The 17784-nt window shown below is 69.1% G+C and carries 15 protein-coding genes; all 15 read right to left on the bottom strand.

All coding sequences use genetic code 11. From position 1 onward, the window contains the following. Nucleotides 1-56 precede the first annotated feature (56 nt). The gene (locus tag HQN59_RS01650; protein WP_342451090.1) at nucleotides 57-1877 is read right to left on the bottom strand and encodes a PglL family O-oligosaccharyltransferase; all 1821 of its coding nucleotides are present in this window, start codon (nucleotides 1875-1877) and stop codon (nucleotides 57-59) included. A gap of 231 nt (nucleotides 1878-2108) precedes the next feature. After that, complete coding sequence (locus tag HQN59_RS01645; RefSeq protein ID WP_176065426.1) at nucleotides 2109-3923, bottom strand: PglL family O-oligosaccharyltransferase; 1815 nt, start codon at nucleotides 3921-3923, stop codon at nucleotides 2109-2111. 84 nt (nucleotides 3924-4007) lie between these two features. Beyond that, complete coding sequence (locus HQN59_RS25905; RefSeq protein ID WP_176065424.1) at nucleotides 4008-4454, bottom strand: pilin; 447 nt, start codon at nucleotides 4452-4454, stop codon at nucleotides 4008-4010. A gap of 458 nt (nucleotides 4455-4912) precedes the next feature. Beyond that, nucleotides 4913-5722 carry an MBL fold metallo-hydrolase gene (locus HQN59_RS01635; RefSeq protein ID WP_176065422.1) on the bottom strand — a complete coding sequence of 270 codons (810 nt, stop codon included), beginning with the start codon at nucleotides 5720-5722 and terminating at the stop codon, nucleotides 4913-4915. A gap of 421 nt (nucleotides 5723-6143) precedes the next feature. Then, the gene (locus tag HQN59_RS01630) at nucleotides 6144-6851 is read right to left on the bottom strand and encodes an FHA domain-containing protein (RefSeq protein WP_176065421.1); all 708 of its coding nucleotides are present in this window, start codon (nucleotides 6849-6851) and stop codon (nucleotides 6144-6146) included. Nucleotides 6852-6919: 68 nt separating this feature from the next. Next, entirely contained in the window at nucleotides 6920-7702 is a 783-nt protein-coding gene (locus HQN59_RS01625; protein ID WP_176065419.1) for a Stp1/IreP family PP2C-type Ser/Thr phosphatase, read from the bottom strand. Nucleotides 7703-7953: 251 nt separating this feature from the next. Further along, on the bottom strand, nucleotides 7954-8850 hold the full coding sequence (gene sucD / locus HQN59_RS01620) for a succinate--CoA ligase subunit alpha (protein ID WP_176065417.1): 897 nt from the start codon (nucleotides 8848-8850) through the stop codon (nucleotides 7954-7956). A gap of 62 nt (nucleotides 8851-8912) precedes the next feature. After that, complete coding sequence (gene sucC / locus HQN59_RS01615) at nucleotides 8913-10088, bottom strand: ADP-forming succinate--CoA ligase subunit beta (RefSeq protein ID WP_176065415.1); 1176 nt, start codon at nucleotides 10086-10088, stop codon at nucleotides 8913-8915. Between the two features lie 19 nt (nucleotides 10089-10107). Further along, nucleotides 10108-10683, bottom strand: a complete 576-nt coding sequence (locus HQN59_RS01610; protein ID WP_176065414.1) for a DUF2889 domain-containing protein — start codon at nucleotides 10681-10683, stop codon at nucleotides 10108-10110. 221 nt (nucleotides 10684-10904) lie between these two features. Next, nucleotides 10905-11567 carry a RecX family transcriptional regulator gene (locus tag HQN59_RS01605; protein ID WP_176065412.1) on the bottom strand — a complete coding sequence of 221 codons (663 nt, stop codon included), beginning with the start codon at nucleotides 11565-11567 and terminating at the stop codon, nucleotides 10905-10907. Between the two features lie 25 nt (nucleotides 11568-11592). Continuing rightward, nucleotides 11593-12669, bottom strand: coding sequence for a recombinase RecA (recA, locus tag HQN59_RS01600; RefSeq protein WP_176065410.1), 1077 nt, complete (start codon nucleotides 12667-12669; stop codon nucleotides 11593-11595). Between the two features lie 205 nt (nucleotides 12670-12874). Beyond that, the gene (gene rodA, locus HQN59_RS01595) at nucleotides 12875-14035 is read right to left on the bottom strand and encodes a rod shape-determining protein RodA (protein ID WP_176065409.1); all 1161 of its coding nucleotides are present in this window, start codon (nucleotides 14033-14035) and stop codon (nucleotides 12875-12877) included. Beyond that, nucleotides 14032-16218, bottom strand: a complete 2187-nt coding sequence (gene mrdA / locus HQN59_RS01590) for a penicillin-binding protein 2 (protein ID WP_176065407.1) — start codon at nucleotides 16216-16218, stop codon at nucleotides 14032-14034. Before mrdA ends, rodA begins: the two co-directional genes overlap by 4 nt. Nucleotides 16219-16228: 10 nt before the next feature. Then, a complete protein-coding gene (mreD, locus tag HQN59_RS01585) occupies nucleotides 16229-16753 on the bottom strand; it encodes a rod shape-determining protein MreD (RefSeq protein WP_176065406.1) in 525 nt (174 codons plus the stop codon). Beyond that, on the bottom strand, nucleotides 16750-17706 hold the full coding sequence (mreC, locus tag HQN59_RS01580; RefSeq protein WP_176065404.1) for a rod shape-determining protein MreC: 957 nt from the start codon (nucleotides 17704-17706) through the stop codon (nucleotides 16750-16752). The genes mreD and mreC overlap by 4 nt, the downstream gene beginning before the upstream one ends. Between the last annotated feature and the right edge of the window lie 78 nt (nucleotides 17707-17784).

Raw genomic sequence — 17784 nt, 5'->3', positions numbered from 1 at the left:
AATCGGGCTGCGGGCGGGGGCCGGCGTCGCGCACGGCCCGCTGGTGTCGCTCGTCGCTAGCGAAAGTCCCTGAAGTCGAGTCGGCCAGCCGGCGGATCGCACTGGAACGGACGCGCGCCGGTCGCAGACGGCTCGTCGCAGACGGCGAAGAACGCCTCCGGGTCGGCGTTGCGGAACTCCTTGAGGCGCGCCGCTACGTGACGCGCGCGCTCGACGTCCCCGGCGGCGGCGTACGAGCGCGCCCATGCGGTCATGAGGCGCGCATCGAGCAGGTAATGCGGCGCGCGCACGAATGCAGACAGGGGCGCCGGCGGATCCTCGCTGCCGGTCGCCGCGGCGTAGTCGGCGTGGTGACCGAACAGCACGCTGTGCCGGCCGGCCTCGATGCGCTGCTGCAGCGGCCCCGCGTTCGCGGGCGGCGTGAAGATCGCCGCCACGCGCATGTAGTCGAGCAGGGTCAGCGAGCCGGCGAGCATGAGCGCCATCGCGGCGAGCACCAGCGGGCGGGTCGGCTGTTCGCCGTGGTTGCGGGCAAGGATGTCGCGCGCGTCCGGGCGCTCGATGCAGAGCCCGAAAGCCAACGAGGCCGGCAGCAGGAAGTACGCGTACCAGAGCGGGTACTCGAGCAGGCTGTGCAGGGCGATCATCAGCACCATCACGAACGCGGCACGCTGCATCGGCACGCGCGCCTCGCCCTCGTCGCGACCGTCGGCGACGCCGTTCTCGAGCGCGCCGAAGAGGCCGCGCAGCAGCAGCGTGAGCACCACGATCGCGAGCGGCACGCCGAGCTCGACGACGAAGTTGAGCGGCAGGTTGTGCGTGTGGTCGAAGTACGCTGCGGGCCGATCGGGAAACGGCGTCAGGGTCCAGGCGAAGTTGAACTCGCCGAAGCCGACGCCCCAGAGCGGATGTGCGGCGATCAGCGCCAGCGTGTTGGACCAGATCGCGAAGCGCGAGCTCGAGAGCTCACCGCCCTCGCTGGCGCGCGCCGCGCCGCCGAAGCCGGCGTGGCCGGCGGCGGCCCAGAGCAGCTCGCCGCCCCACATCACTGCATAAGCGAGCGGCGCCGCCAGCAGCAACACACGCCCGACGCGCGAGAGGCGCCGATCCATGAGGCCCCAGAGCGCGAGCACGAGCGTGCCGAGCATCCCGGTGCGCGAGGCGCTGAGGAAGACGACGAAGACGAACAGCAGGCCGAGCCCTGCCGCGGTGGCGCGCCGCAGCACGCGCGCCTCGCCCAGCCACACGACGGCGATCGTCGCCCACATGAGAAGGCTGCTCAGGTGGTTGGGCTGGCGGAGGTTGCCGGTGGCACGACCTTCGAATGCGCTGACCGCGATCCAGCCGCCATCGGCGAGCCACGGCGCGAACACCTGGATCACGCCGACCACGCTGCTGCCCACGCCCGCGGCAACGAGCCCGATGCAGAACGCGCGGAACGCCGCGTCGCCGAGCCCGGCGCGCTCGGCCGCCGCGCCGGCGAGCACCACGAGGATCGCCGCGAGGATCATGCCGCCCGACGACAGCGACAGCGACCACGGCACCGCCGCACCGAAGGAGGCGCCGAGCGCCGCCAGCACCAGGATGGCCAGGGCCGCAACGACGCAGCGCGCAGCGCCGCTGCGGGGCCCGAGCCGCGTCGGCAGGGCCAGTGCAAGCAGCAGCACGAACCCGCCCCACCCGACGAGCGCCGCGACCTGGTTGAAGATCGTCGCCGACGGCGCGATGTTGAACGCGATCAGCGGGGGGATGGCAATGGCGAGGATGGCGAGGGCGGTAAGGCCTGAGATCCCTCCAGCCTTCTCCGAGCGGGTGCGCGAGGTGTCGAACGCTGAGTCTTGGCTTTGGGTGGGTGCGGGCTTGGCGGCGAGGTTCACCCAGCGATTGTCGCCAACCCCGCTACAAGTGTTCCAACGCTGTCCCGGCGCGCGAACCCCTGGTAGCTTGAACAAGGGTTGGTCGAAGAGCGAACCGCTTTTTCGAAGGACAAGAAGCGCTGCTGGCCGCAGCCGCCGCGTATCAGGCGCTGCCTTCGACCGCCAGATACTCAACGCGATCAGCCTGCGAACATCGCGCAGACGCTGCTCGGCCGCCCCAGCGAACGTGTTCTATCTGAACGCTTTCAAGCCGATCGTCGCGGTGGGCTGGAGGCACTGAAACGGTAGCCCCGCGCCCGTGGCCACTTGCTGGCAGGGCGCGAGGAATCGGGCCGCCTGGGGGCTTCGAAACTCCCGCAGCCGGGCCGCGATGAAACGCGCGCGCTGCTCGTCGCCGAGTTCGGACATTGCCTTGGCGCCCGCGATCATCAGCCGAGCGTCGAGCAAATAGTGGGACGCGCGTTCGAACGCCTTCAGGCGCTCGGACGGATCGTCTCCGGTTGTCGCCGCGAAGTAGTCGGCACGATGACTGAACAACACGCTTCGCTGCGCACGCGCAATTCGTTGCTCGAGAGGGGTGGTTTCCTCTTCCGAGGCGATAGCGGCCACCTTCGAGAAGTCGAAGACGGTCAGGAGTGTGCCGAGCGCCAGCAGAAGCGGAGCGACCAACCAGACCCGTCGCGCCCAGCTCGATCCACTACGGTGGCCAGCGAGACCCGGATCGCGTTCCTCGGCGCAAAGCCCGAACAAGAACACGGAAGGAAGCAACAGATAGGGGTACCAGAGCGGGTACTCGAGCATGCTGTGGACCAAGACCACGCACAGCATCGCAAACGCGGCGCGCCTCACGGGCAGCTCGGCCGCCTCGAATTCACCCTGTTGCTTGCTCCCGATGGCGTTCCTGAGACTTCCTGCGAACGCATATGCCAACGCCGCGATCGTCATCGTACCCAGAGGAACCCCGAGCTCGACCAGCAGGTTCAAGAGCAGGTTATGTGTGTGGTCGAAGAAGGCGCCGGAACGGCCCGGGAACGCGCTGAGCGTCCACGCGAAGTTGAATTCACCGAAACCGATACCGGTCCAGGGGTAACGCGCGAGCAGCGCCAACGCGTCTGACCAGATCCCGATGCGCGAGCTGGAGAGATTGCCGTCTGCGATGGCGCCCCGAGTACCGCCTCCGAAGTGCTCGTAGCCCGCCGCGACACCCGCTGCCTGGATACCCCACGCAGCGACGAGCGCGACCAACGGCACCACAAGCAACAACCGCGATGCCCGGCCAAGGGAACGGCTCAGAAATGCCCAACCGGCGAATCCGGCAAGGACCAGCCAACCCATTCGCGAGCCAGTCAGGAACAGCACGGCACCGAAGCACGCGAGCAACACGCCGGCGGGCAGGAGCCGAAGACGGCCGCTGGTTCTGAGCCATACGACGGCGATGACGGCCCAGAGAATGAGAGTGCTTAGGTTGTTCGGCTGACGAATGTTCCCAGTCGCCCTTCCGGCCAAGACGGTCGGTGCGATCAGCACGCCGTCTGTCAGCGAGGGTTCGAAGACTTGCGTAAGCCCGACGAGGCCGTTGAGGGCAGCCGCCACGACCAATGCTCCGCAAACGGCAGAGTAGGCCGGGTGCTCGAAGCCACCGCGTGCTGTGGCCGCCCCGGCTAGAAATACGAGGATGGCGGCGGCGAGCGTGCTGCCTGCCGTCAGGGCCAGCGACCAAGGAGCTCCCGTCCAGAGCGGTGCAACGATGGCCGAGAGCAAGACGATGGCGAGAGCGGCGACCACCGACCAGGCGGAGCCCGTCCCAGGCAACGCTCCGGATCCCAACTTGCGGCCGAGAACCGCCAAGAAGACGCTCCACCCCGCCAGCGCGACCACCTCGTTCAAGAAGGTTCGCGAGGGCGGGATGGTGTAGGCAACGAGCACAGGTGCGGCGATCGCGAGCAACGCACCTGCCCGAAGAGTGACGCTCGCTGCGGGAGACTGAGCGAGAGCACGTGTCGCCACCGCTCGCCTCGCGAGGATCCGCTTGATCGAAGCTTCCATGTCGAGGTCTTGACTGTTGCTGAAAGGCGCTCCAAAAGAAAAGGCGGGCCACAAGGGCCCGCCACTTCGGTCAGCGCGATGACGTTAGACGCCCGGGCATTCCTTGGGGGTCAGCTTCCGAGCCGCGTTGCTGGCGCAGGACCAGATACCGGTGGCGCCCGTCGCCGGGGCATCAGCCGTACGGCTCCAGGTGACCGTCTTGCCATTGACTTGACCATTGCCCTTGAGCGTGCAGACGATCGTGCCGGCGTCTCCGACAGCGGCGAACCCAGTCATCGTGATCGCGCAACGATCCGTGTCGGCCTTCAAGCCCAGCTGCGTCACATCGGTGCCGCTCGCCGCAGCGCTGCCGCCATAGATGTCCTCGATCTTGGTCTTGCCGGGGTTGATTTCAGCGACGCCGGCCGTGACTTGCGACTTGGCGATGTAGTCCTGGTACGCGGGCAGAGCCACGGCGGCCAGGATGCCGATGATCGCCACGACGATCATCAGTTCGATGAGGGTGAAACCTTGTTGAACGGTACGCTTCATTCAGAAAACTCCTGCGGGGGTGGGGGTGGAACGACTCTCTAGTTGCAGCGGCCGTGCCAGCCGTTTCGCCCCTGGTTTCCGTGACTTCCATCGCTGGCCCCGACCAACTCCGTCACATCGCGTCATCACGAGCCGACGCGAACCGGTGGTCTGACGAAAAGTGTCACTTCGGTGAGGCACATCGGGCTGGCGTGTACCCGGTGGCGAGCGGCCGACGCAACCCCACGCGCTCAGGAAGGCATTCCACGCAAGCGCTGAAGCGACGAAGGCAGGGGCCTCAACCGTAAGCCTCCGCGACGACACATGCACCGATGGCGCCGCCGGGCTGATCACGTCGCCGCGGCTGACGTTCCTACGCGGCCCGGCAGCGGTGCGCCACGGGCTCGGCGTACCTGCCTCCGCAGCATGAAAGCTTCGCGCGCGCAGATCCTCCGCATCGATCTGCGCTTGGCCAGCCCTCAGGCGTATGCCTGCACCCCCGCCGCTGCGCCGACGCGGATCCGGTCGCCGGCGGCGAGCGCGTGCACGCGGTGCGGAGTGGCGAGCCGGCCGATCTCGGTCATCACCGCGTCCATCTCGCCGGGCTTGATGTGGGTGATGTAGACGTCGGCGCTGCCGCCGAGCTGGGCGAGCTCGTGGCGCAGTGCCGCCGGGCACAGGTGGCCGCTGATGCGCGCGATCTGGCGCTCGTCGTTGCCGAACGCGGTCTCGATGACGAGGTGCGTCACCTTCATGTCGGTGAGACGACGCCACAACGCCGGGTTGGGACCGGTGTCGCCGGTGAACACCCACCAGCCGCCGTCGGTGCCGTCGGCGGCCGCGAAGCCGACCGCCGGGACGGTGTGCGAGGCGCTCAGCACCTCGATGCGCTTGCCGCCGAGCGTCAGCACCTCGCCGACCGCGATCGGCAGCAGCGCGAGGGCCGGCTGATCGGCGCTCGGTAGCCGGGTGAAGTCGGGCCAGATCACGCCGTTGAAGATGTGCGCGCGCAGCGCAGCGATCGTCTCGGGCAGCGCGTGCACGCTGATGGGGCCGCGGCCGAGGCGGCGGCGCTCGCGCATCACGCTGTCGGCCAGCAGACCGATCGAGAGGATGTGGTCGAGGTGCGAGTGGCTGACCAGAATGTGGTCGATGCGGGCGAGCGCGTCGAGCGGCAGGTCGCCGACCCCCGTTCCGGCATCGACGAGCACGTCGTCGTCGAGAAGGAATGCGGTGGTCCTGCAGCCGGCTGCGATGGACCCGGAGCAGCCGAGCACGTGAACGATCATGGGAGGGCGAGGAATGAGCCCGCGATGTTGCGTCGAGCCGGGTCGGTGCACAAGCGTCCGATGTCGCATTTCGTACCGCTCGGGAGGGCCACCCCGGTGTGGCGAAGGGTCATGTGAAATGCATCACGTGGTACGTGACCGCAGCGCTTCAGTCCCCGACGACGCAGCCACCGAACGTGCCGCTGCTCGACCGCGGCCGACCCACACGCCGCGAGACGCATTCGGGCTGGTCGGCACGGCACTGCGCCTGCGGGATCCACGCGAGAAGGCGGTTCCGCGCGCCGTCGCCGGGAAGATCAGGCTACGGCGCGCCGCGCGCCGACAGGGGCTTGCGCCGCTACTCGAGCGCTACGAGATCCAACGAAGGCTCAAAAGAAAAAGGTCCGCGATGCGGACCTTCGTTCTCGAGCACGTGCGCGGCTCAGGCCTGCACGAACTGCATCTGCGTGCCGGCGAGCTCGATCACGTCGCCGTTCTTGAGGCCGACCGTCTCACCCGCGACCGGGTTGCCGTTCACGTTGGGGCGACGCGCACCCTCGACATGAGCGAGCACGTAGCCGTTCGGGCGCTTGGTGATCGACGCGACCTGCACGCCCGGCTTGCCGACGGTGGTGACGACCTTGGTGAGCGCCACCTCGCGACCCGCCGCCGCGCCGTTCATCACGCGAATCGTGGCCGGGCCCAGGTTGCCTGCGTTATGCAGGCCGCCGAAGGCCGAGTTGCCGCCGAGCGACGCCATGCCCATGGGCTCGCGCACGCCGGGGCCTGCAGGCACCGGCGCCGCACCGAGAGGCGCCGCCGCCCCCGGCTTCATGATCATCGTCTTCTCGTAGTCGGTGCCGTCGTCGACGATGAACTTGATCTTGTACTTGCCGATCTCGACCGTGTCGTTGTGGGCGAGCAGCTGCTTCTTGACGGCCTTGCCGTTGATGTAGGTGCCGTTGGTGCTGTTGAGGTCTTCGATGAAGACGTCGGCACCGACCATCTGCAGCACGGCGTGCTCGCCGCTGACGGCGAGGTTGTCGATCACGATGTCGTTGTACGGGCGACGGCCGAGGGTGGTCTTGTCCTTGGTGATCTGGACTTCCTTGATCACCACACCGTCGAGCGAAACGATCAGCTTGCCCATTCTTCAGACCTCGGTCTCATTCCTCTGGAGGGCCCTTCGCGGGCCGCGACGCGCGAAGCCGCGCATCGTCATCGGCGCAGCCGCCACCAGGGCCGCCCGCCACCCGCCGGCTCCTTGACCCGGGCGAGAACGACGGAGATATTATCCTTTCCACCCGCTTCATTGGCCGCTGCAATCAGCGCGTCGCCCGCTTCCGGCAGTAAGTCGCAACTCTGCAACAACTGCGAAATCGTGGCGTCGGGAACCATGTCCGACAGCCCGTCGGAGCACAGCAGATAAAGGTCGCCCGGCTGCACGTCGTGCAGGTGCGTCTCGAGCAGGACCGTGTCTTCGACGCCGACGGCACGCGTGACCAGGTTCTTGTTCGACGAGAACGCCGCCTGCTCGGCGGTGATGAGGCCGGAGTCGATCTGCTCCTGGAGCAGCGAGTGGTCGTGGGTGAGCTGCTGCAGCTTGCCGCCGCGCCAGCGGTAGCCGCGCGAGTCGCCGATATGCCCGAGCAGCAGCTGGTCCTTGCGGAACACGCCCACCACCAGCGTGGTGCCCATGCCGGCGTACTGCGGGTTCGAGTTCGCGGCGTTGAAGATCGCGCGGTTCGCGTTGTCGACGCAGATGTCCATCGCGCGCCGCACTTCGGCGTCGCTCGCGTTCTGCGAGGCCTCGGCGAGCCAGCGGCCGAGCTCGGTGCGGATGAACGACGTCGCCATGCCGCTCGCGACCTCGCCGGCGTTGTAGCCGCCCATGCCGTCGGCAAGGACGACGAGCATCGAGGTCTCGTCGACCACCACCGAGTCTTCGTTGTTGGTGCGCGCCCGCCCGGTGTCGGTCGCGCAATGCAGCTCGAGGGTCATGGGGCGGGGGGTCGAAGCACGCGCGGGATTGTGCCTCGAACGTTGCGCGCCCGGCGGCGCGCTCCCCGCGCGCGCGAGCCCTCGGGTTGCGCCGGACCCGGGGCCGTGACAAATGTGTCGTCGGTGTCGCGGCAGGCACTCGCCCAGGGCACCCGCGGCAGGCCGGCGCGTCGGCTGCGTCGGGGGCACGCCGGCACTCGCCGCACAACAGGCTCGCCGGGGCCGCGCCGCGTGATCCCGCGCTTCCTGTCTCAGCCGAGCAGGCCCTTCATCAGGCGGCCCATCTCCGACGGGTTGCGCGTGACGGTGAAGCCGCACTCCTCCATGACGGCGAGCTTGGCCTCGGCGGTGTCGGCGCCGCCCGAGATCAGCGCGCCGGCGTGGCCCATGCGCTTGCCCGGCGGCGCGGTGACGCCCGCGATGAAGCCGACGACGGGCTTCTTCATGTGGTCCTTGCACCAGCGCGCCGCTTCGGCTTCGTCGGGGCCGCCGATCTCGCCGATCATGACGACCGCCTCGGTCTGCGGGTCGTCGTTGAACAGCTTCATCACGTCGATGTGCTTGAGGCCGTTGATCGGATCGCCGCCGATGCCGACTGCGCTCGACTGCCCGAGACCGACCTCGGTGAGCTGGGCCACCGCCTCGTAGGTCAGCGTGCCGGAGCGGCTGACGACGCCGACGCGCCCCTTGCGGTGGATGTGGCCCGGCATGATGCCGATCTTGAGCTCGTCGGGCGTGATGAGGCCCGGACAGTTGGGGCCGAGCAGCAGCGTCTTCTTGCCGCCGGCGGCCTCGCGCGCACGCATGCGCGCGCGCAGCTCGAGCATGTCGCGCACCGGAATGCCTTCGGTGATGCAGACCGCGAGGTCGAGATTGGCCTCGACCGCTTCCCAGATCGCCGCGGCGGCGCCCGCGGGCGGCACGTAGATCACGCTGACCGTGGCGCCGGTCTCGCGCGCGGCGTCGCTCACCGTCGCGAAGATCGGGATGCCCTCGAAGTCCTCGCCGGCCTTCTTGGGGTTGACGCCGGCAACGTAGCAGTTGCGGCCGTTCGCGTACTCCCGCGACATGCGGGTGTGGAACTGCCCCGTCTTGCCGGTGATGCCTTGCGTGATGACCTTGGTGTTCTTGTCGATCAGGATGGACATGGATGTTTCCTCGAGCTGAAGTGGCGCGAATCGGGGGCGCCGCGACGCGGCGCCGCTCCGGTTCAGGCCACTGCAGCCATGACCTTCTTCGCGGCCTCGGCCATCGAATCGGCGCTGATGATGGGCAGACCCGATTGGGCCAGCAGCTGCTTGCCGAGCTCCTCGTTGGTGCCCTTCATCCGCACGACGAGCGGCACGCGCAGGTTGACGGCCTTGCACGCGGCGATCACGCCTTCGGCGATGGTGTCGCAGCGCATGATGCCGCCGAAGATGTTGACGAGGATCGCCTTGACCTTGGGGTTGCCGACCATGATCTTGAACGCCTCGGTCACCTTCTCGGCGGTGGCGCCGCCACCGACGTCGAGGAAGTTCGCGGGCTCGCCGCCGAACAGCTTGATGGTGTCCATGGTCGCCATCGCGAGTCCGGCACCGTTGACCAGGCAGCCGATGTTGCCGTCGAGCTGGATGTAGGCGAGGTCGAACTTGCTGGCTTCGATCTCGGCCGGGTCTTCCTCGTCGAGGTCGCGGTAGGCGACGATCTCGGGGTGGCGGAAGAGCGCGTTGCTGTCGAAGTTGAACTTCGCGTCGAGCGCCTTGATCGTCGGCGCGGCGCCGTTCTTGCCGCCTTCGAGAATCAGCGGGTTGATCTCGGCGAGCGAGGCGTCGGTCTCCATGTAGCAGCGGTAGAGCTTCTTGAAGACGTCGATCGCCTGCGCCTTGGCAGCCTGCGGAACGCCGATCCCGTCGGCGAGCTCGCCGCCCTGCGCATCGGTCATGCCCACCTGCGGATCGATGAACACCTTGACGATCTTCTCGGGCGTGTCGTGGGCGACCTGCTCGATGTCCATGCCGCCTTCGCTCGACGCCATCATCGCGACCGACTGCGTCGCGCGGTCCGTGACGGCGGCGACGTAGTACTCCTTCTGGATGTCGGCGCCTTCCTCGATCAGCAGGCGGCGCACCTTCTGGCCCTCGGGGCCGGTCTGGTGCGTCTTGAGCTGCATGCCGAGGATCTCGCCGGCGAGCTTCTCGACCTCCGCCAGCGAGCGCGCGAGCTTGACGCCGCCGCCCTTGCCGCGGCCACCGGCGTGGATCTGCGCCTTGACCACCCAGACCGAGCCACCGAGCTTCTGGGCCGCCTCCGACGCCTCGATGACGCTGAACGCGGGGTAGCCGCGCGGAACCGGGATGTCGAACTGGCGCAAGATCTCCTTGCCCTGGTATTCGTGGATCTTCATCGGTGATGCCTTGGGTGAATCAGGGTTCTGCGGGCGCCGGATCGGGCCGCGACCGATACCAGCGGGGGTAATAGCTGCGAACCGCCTCGCCGCTCGAGCGAAGCGCACGGCAGCGATCGATCTGGAACGGCTGCGAGGCTTCGGCGGCGGTGCCGCTGGTGTCGAACACGTTGCCGGCGAAAGCCTGGACCACCGCCGTCGGCAGCACCTGCGAGAGCTCGGTAAGGTGGGTGCAGCCGATCACGCCGCCGAGCCGTGCGGCGACTTCGCGGCGGAAGCCGCGCAGCAGGTTGAGGCCGACGAGACGCTCGTAGATGTCGCCGAACGTGTCGCAGTGCCCCGGGTACGGCACGCGCAGCGACGCTGCGCCGGACTCGAGGATGTTGAGCTGCTCGTCGACCACGAGCCGCAACACCATGTCGTGAATCGGCTCGCCGGCGGGGCGGGTGCCGGTCTGCAGCTCGAGCGACTCGGGACGCACGTCGGTGAGCGTGGCGTCGACTTCCCACAACCCATTGCCGCGCGCGTAAACCCGGACATCGATGCTGCGACGATGCTTGAACTCGCGACCTGGCGCGGCGGGGGGCAATGCCATCGGAACGGATACGACAGAAGCGGCGAAGGCGGCGGTTGGCACCGCGCCGCCGAAGGCGAACGCTCCGACCCGCGCACAAAAGAGTCGGCGAATGTAGCACGGGCGCTGTGAGCTCCCCGAGGTGCCCGCGGGTCACGCCGGATCGGCGGCGGCCGAGGGGCTCGGAGGCCCGACGCGCTCAGCCGATCGCCGGGCAACGTCGGTCGGGCTCCCGAGCGACGTCAGTCGACGAGGGGCCCCGGGGCCGCGTCGTCGTCGCTTTCAGCCCGACGCGTCTTGCGCAGCACCTGGCGCACGGTTTCGGCCGAAAAGCCGCGCGCCGCGAGGAAACGGGCGGCGCGGGCGCGCTCTTGTGCGGTGCCGGGCCAGACCGCGAACTTGCGCGCGCAGACCGCGCGCGCCCGCTCCAGCTCGGATTCGTGCAGCGACCGCTCGACCTCGCCGCTGACGGCAACGCCGTGCTGCGCGAGCTCGTGGCGGATGCGGAGGTTTCCGAAGCGCGCCTCGCGCGCGTGGACGCGCGACTCGACGAAGCGCGCCTCCGAGAGGAAGCCGTTCGCCTCAAGCCACGCGAGCACGGCGTCGACCTGCCGCTCGACCGCCTCGTGCTCCGGCTCGTCGTGGAGTTCGCGGTCGGCCTGGCCGGCTTGCTCGGCGTCGGGGCGCGACCCCGGCGGCATGACGCTCGTCCTGAAGCCGGCCGCCGGCCCGACCGGAGGCGCGGCGTCCGTGCGGGCCGCCGCCAGCGCGGCCGCCGCACGCTCGCGCTCGGCATGCGCGATCAGCTTGCGGCGGAGCTCGACACGGCTCTGCTCGCGCTGCGCGAGCAGCTGGAGCGCACGCGACTTGAGCGAGCGCGGCCGTTGCCCGGCGCTGCTGGGCACGGGTCGGCCCCGCGGGCGCGCCCGCTTACTCCTTGACGACCTTCAGCTTGGCCGGACGCTCGCTGTCGGCGCCCTCACCGGGCGGCAGCTGGCGGATGCCGAGCGCGGCGCGGACCTTGTTCTCGATCTCCATCGCGAGATCGGGGTTCTCGCGCAGGAACTCGCGCGCGTTGTCCTTGCCCTGGCCGATCTTCTCGCCCTCGTAGGCGTACCAGGAGCCGCTCTTCTCGAGCACCTTGGCCTCGACACCCATGTCGATGATCTCGCCCTCGCGGCTGATGCCTTCGCCGTAGAGGATGTCGAACTCGGCGGTCTTGAACGGCGGCGACACCTTGTTCTTGACGACCTTGACCTTGGTCTCGTTGCCGATGACTTCCTCGCCCTTCTTGATCGAGCCGATGCGGCGGATGTCGAGGCGGACCGAGGCGTAGAACTTGAGCGCGTTGCCACCGGTGGTCGTTTCGGGCGAGCCGAACATCACGCCGATCTTCATGCGGATCTGGTTGATGAAGATGACCATGGTGTTGGTCTTCTTGATCGTGCCGGTGAGCTTGCGCAGTGCCTGGCTCATGAGGCGGGCCTGCAGGCCGGGCAGCGAATCGCCCATCTCGCCCTCGATTTCAGCCTTCGGGGTGAGCGCGGCGACCGAGTCGACGACGACGAGGTCGACCGACGCCGAGCGGACCAGCGCGTCGACGATCTCGAGCGCCTGCTCGCCGGTGTCGGGCTGGCTGATCAGCAGTTCCTGCAGGTTCACGCCGAGCTTTTGCGCGTACTGGATGTCGAGCGCGTGCTCGGCGTCGATGAACGCGCAGGTGCCGCCGAGGCGTTGCATCTCGGCGACCACCTGCAGCGTGAGCGTGGTCTTGCCCGACGACTCGGGGCCGTAGATCTCGACGACCCGGCCGCGCGGCAGCCCGCCGACGCCGAGCGCGATGTCGAGGCCGAGCGAGCCGGTCGAGCAGACCTCGATGTCGTCGAGGACTTCGCCCTCGCCCAGACGCATGATCGTGCCCTTGCCGAACTGCTTGTCGATCTGCGCCAGCGCGGCTTGCAGCGCCTTGACTTTCTCGGTGTTCAGGGTTTTGACGGGTGCGTCCACGGGGTTCTCCAAAAGTTGCGCGGATTATCGTGAAGGGCTGGATGTTTGTACAGTCCGGCGCGAGATCCGGGGTGACGATGCGGGGTATCTGCGCCCCGCCAATCTAGAACCGGCGGCTGCTCGCGGCCAACCCTCGGCGGGGGTGACTCCGTGCGGGTGGCCCGCTGCGGCGAGGCGCCGGGGGTGGCCGCCACCGCGCCGCGCGTCAGCTCTGATTCGAGCGCCGGCTCTTCGCGATCGCCATCAGCATGCCGAGCGCGAGCCCGAGCGTCACCATCGCGGTGCCGCCGTAGCTGATGAAGGGCAGCGGCACGCCCACCACCGGCAGGATGCCGGTGACCATGCCCATGTTGACGAACGCATAGGTGAAGAAGCTGAGCGTGATCGCGCCGGCGAGCAGGCGTGCGAAGACCGTCGGCGCCTCGGCCGCGATCATCAGGCCGCGGAAGATGAGGAAGGTAAAGCCCAGCAGCAGCGCGACACAGCCGATCAACCCGAACTCCTCGGAATACGCCGCGAAGATGAAGTCGGTGGTGCGCTCGGGAATGAACTCGAGGTGGGTCTGGGTGCCGCGCATGAAGCCCTTGCCGTCGACCCCGCCGGAGCCGATCGCGATCATCCCCTGGATCGTGTGGAAGCCCTTGCCGAGGGGGTCGGTGGTCGGGTCGAGCAGCGTGCAGACGCGGCTCTTCTGATAAGGCCGCAGCAGCGGCCACTCGACGTCGGGCTGGCAGATGCGGTCGCCCGACACGATGACGGCGCTGATCGCGATCGCGCCGACCGCCAGCACCGGGACGATCAGGCGCCACGACAGGCCGGCGAAGAAGATCACGTAGAGACCGGCAGCCGCCACCAGGATTGCGGTGCCGAGGTCGGGCTGCTTGACGATCAGGCCCACCGGCACCAGCAGGATCACCATCGCGATCACGAAGTCGAGCACGCGCAGCTGGCCTTCGCGACGCTGGAACCACCAGGCCAGCATCAGCGGCATCGCGATCTTGAGGATCTCGCTGGGCTGGATCACGACGCCGACGTTGAGCCAGCGCACCGCGCCCTTCTTCACGATGCCGATGCCGGGGATCGCGGTCAGCACCAGCAGCAGCACCCCGAGCATGTAGAGCGGAATCGCGAGCCGCATCAGCTGCTGCGGCGGCACCTGGGCGATCACCAGCATCACGGCGAACGCCAGCAGCATGTTGCGGCCGTGGTCGACGAAGCGCGTGCCGTGGTCGAAGCCGACCGAGTACATGGTGGTCAGACCGATCACGGCGAGCAGCAGCACGGCGACCACCAGCGCGGTGTCGATTCCGCTGACCAGCGGACGCACGCGCTGCCACAGCGAAGGCCGGGCGAAGACGGCGCTCATCGCACGAGCCCCGCCCCTGGTGCGCGGCGCGGGGTCGGCCGCGTGCCGACGGGGCGCACGCCGGCGTTGACGGCGACCGGCGCATCCGGCCGCGGCGCCGCCGGGGATCGTCCACGCGCCGGAGCCGCCGGCGCCGGCGTCGCCCCGTCGGCCGCCGGCGCCAGCGCGGCGCCGAGCGACCCGGCGGGCGGCGTTGCGCTGGCCGCCGCGGCGCCGAGGCCGTCGACCGTGAGCCCCGGCAGCGGCACTTCGTCGATGGAGCGCGGCGTGCCGATCGGCGCCGTCGACTGACCCTTCTGCGTGGCTGCGATGTCGGCCTCGCTCGGGTACTTGCCCTCGAGCACGTAGTCGAACACGCGGCGCGCGATCGGCGCGGCGGCACCCGCGCCGAAGCCGGCATTCTCGACGATCACGGCGATCGCGATGTGCGGGTTGTCGAGCGGCGCGAAGGCCGAGTAGAGCGCGTGGTCGCGATGGCGCTCGTCGATCCGGCTCGCGTTGTACTTCTCGCCCTGCTTGATGCCGATCACCTGGGCGGTGCCCGTCTTGCCGCCCGACTGGTAGCCGGCGCGCGCGAACGCACGCGCCGCGGTGCCCTCCTGCGTCACCGCGTACATGGCACGGTGGATCAGCGCCACGTGCTCGGGTTTCCAGCGCAGCGGCTCGAGCGCGTCGAGGCGGTCGGCGGTGCGGTGGCGCGTCTCGCGGTCGTCGTAGTTCTCGACGCGGCGCACCAGGTGCGGCTTGTAGCGCTGCCCGCCGGCCGCGAGGATCGCCGTCGCGTTGGCGAGCTGCAGCATCGTGAACGCGTTGTAGCCCTGGCCGATGCCGAGCGAGATGGTCTCGCCGGCGAACCACTTCTGCTGTGCCTTGTTGCGTCGGTAGTGCGTGCGCTTCCACTCGGTCGACGGCAGCGTGCCGCGCAACTCGCCGTTCATGTCGATGCCGGTGATCTGGCCGAACCCGAGCGGCTTCATGAAGTCGTGCATCGCGTCGACGCCCATGTCGTTGGCGAGCAGGTAGTAATAGGTATCGCACGACTGCACGATCGACTTGAACATGTCGACCGTGCCATGGCCGCCTTCCTTGTCGTCACGGAAGCGGTGGTTGCCGAAGTTGAAGTAGCCCGGGTCGCTGATCGCCTGCTGCGGCGTGCGCTTGCCGAGCGTGAGCGCCGCGAGCGCCATGAACGGCTTGTAGGTCGAGCCCGGCGGGTAGGCGCCGCGCAGCGCCCGGTTCAGCAGCGGCTTGTCGGGCGACTCGTTGAGCGCCTTCCAGCTCTCGGCGTCGATGCCGTCGACGAACAGGTTGGGATCGAAGTTCGGCTTGCTGACGAACGCCAGCACCTCGCCGTTGCGCGGGTCGATCGCGACCAGCGCGCCGCGACGGTCGCCGAACAGCGCCTCGACCATCGCCTGCAGGCGGATGTCGATCGACATCACCACGGCGTGGCCTGGGGTCGCCGGGCGGCTGCGCAGGTGGCGCACCGGGCGACCGCTGGCGCTCATCTCGACCTCCTCGAAGCCGGTGGTGCCGTGCAGGTCGTCCTCGTAGCTCTGCTCGACGCCGAGCTTGCCGATGTACTCGGTACCGCGGTAGTTCGACGCGTCCTCCGATTCCTCGAGCTTGGTCTTCTCGGCCTCGTTGATGCGGCCGATGTAGCCGATGAGGTGGCTGCCGACCTCGCCGAGCGGGTAGCTGCGGAACAGGCGCGCCTTCACGTCGACGCCCTCGAAGCGATAGCGTTGCGCGGTGAAGCGCGCGACTTCCTCGTCGGTCAATCGGTTGCGGATCGGCAGCGACTCGAAGCTGCGGCTTTCCTCCATCAGCCGCTTGAAGCGGCGCCGGTCGCGCGTGCTGATCTCGACGATCTCGGACAGCTTGTCGATCGTGCCCTCGAGATCGCTCACCCGCGCCGGTGCGATCTCGAGCGTGTAGGCCGAGTAGTTGTTGGCCAGCACGACGCCGTTGCGGTCGAGGATGAGACCGCGGTTCGGCACCACCGGGACGACGCCGATGCGGTTGTTCTCGGCCTGCGTGGCGAGCTCGTCGTGGCGGGCGATCTGCAGCCACGCCAGGCGCGCGCCGAGCAGCCCGAACCCGAACAGCACGAAGCACGCCGCCGCCACGAGGCGCGTGCGAAAGCGCGCCATCTCGTGCTCGGTGTTGCGGATCTCGGTCATGGTCGGCGCCCTACAGCGGCCGATTCTCGTCGGGGTCGGGAGGCCTGCGCTGCGGTGCGAGCAGCAACCATGTGACGAACGGCCACAGCAGCGACTCGAACACGGGTGCCAGGATCAGCTGCCAGCCGGGGAACATGCCGCCGGCGATCAGGCGCACGACGAGCGCGACCGCGTGCGCGGCCAGGAACAGCGGGAAGATCTGCAGCGCCTGCGCGAGCACCGGGAACCAGAGCAGGCGCCGGTGCACCGTCACTGCGAAGAAGCTCAGCAGCGAGTAGGCGAGCGCGTGCTGGCCGAGCATCGCGCCGCTGTGCACGTCCATCAGCAGGCCGAACACGAACGCGGTGCCGACGCCGATGCGGCGCGACTGGTGGACGTTCCAGAACACGAGCACCAGCGCGAGCACGTCGGGCATCGCGGCGGCGCGCCCGAGCGGGACGATGTTGACGGCCAGCGCCACGACCAGCGTGAACCAGATGAAGACCGGGTTGACCGGCATCAGCAGCTGGCCGGCGTCGCTGCGCGGCATGATCATCGGCGCGCTCCCGGGCGACTCGCCGCCACGCCGGGGCGGCTCGCGGCGCGGCCGGCCGGCGCCGGCACCGGGGCGACGTCCGGGCGCGGCGGCAGCTGCAGGCCGAGCGGCTCGAGCACCAGCACGTGGCGCACGCCTTCCGAAGCCGCCGCCGGCGTCAGCGTGATGCGGGCGAAGCCGGCGTCCTGCTTGCGATCGATCGCCGCGACCTTGGCGACCGGCAGCCCCGGCGGGTAGACGCCGTCGACACCCGACGTCGTCATCACGTCGCCGACCTGCACGTCGGCGTTGCCGGCCATGAAGCGCAGCTCGAGGCCGCCCGAGCGCCCGGAGGCGCCGCCGAACGCCGCGCCGCGCAGCTGGGTGCGCGCGTTCAGCACCGGGATCGCGGCGTCGCGGTCGGTGAGCAGCGTCACCTCGGCCGACTGCAGGTAGACCCGCGTGACCTGGCCGAGCACGCCGGCCTCGTTGATGACCGGCGAGCCGGCGGTGATCGCGTGCGCGCTGCCGCGGTCGATGATCACCTTGCGCGAGTACGGGTCGACCGCTTCGTAGAGCACCTGCGCCGCCTGCGAGCGCACCTCGAGCGAGGGCCTCAGCTCGAGCAGCGCGCGCAGGCGCGCGTTCTCCTGCATCAGGTGCTCGACGCGGAGCGCGCGCTCGGACTGCCGCGCGAGCTCGGCGCGGGCCTGCTCGGCACCTTCGACCGCCCGCTGCAGCCCTTCGACGTACTCGCGCCCGTCGCGCACCGCCTCGACCGGCACCAGCAGCACGCGCTGCGCCGGGTAGAGCGCGGCGGCGACCAGCGCGCGCAGCGGCTGCGTGATCGCCAGGTGGGTGTCGGCGACCATGAGAAACAGCGCGAGCATCGAACAGATGCTCAGCTTGGTGAGCGCCGACGGCCCCTGCCGGAAGAACGGCGGCGGAGTCCGGTCGATGGTCGCGAGCGCCATGGTCGCGCGCGGTCAGACCAGGCCGGCGACCCGATGCGAAACCGGCGCGGGAGTCGCGCCGGTGGAACGGGAGCGGCC

Origin of the sequence: Rhizobacter koreensis, from assembly GCF_013366375.1 — a bacterium.
Classification (GTDB): domain Bacteria; phylum Pseudomonadota; class Gammaproteobacteria; order Burkholderiales; family Burkholderiaceae_C; genus Schlegelella_A; species Schlegelella_A koreensis.
The sequence above is the reverse complement of the archived record's forward strand: the minus strand, read 5'-3'. Positions and strand labels throughout refer to the sequence as shown.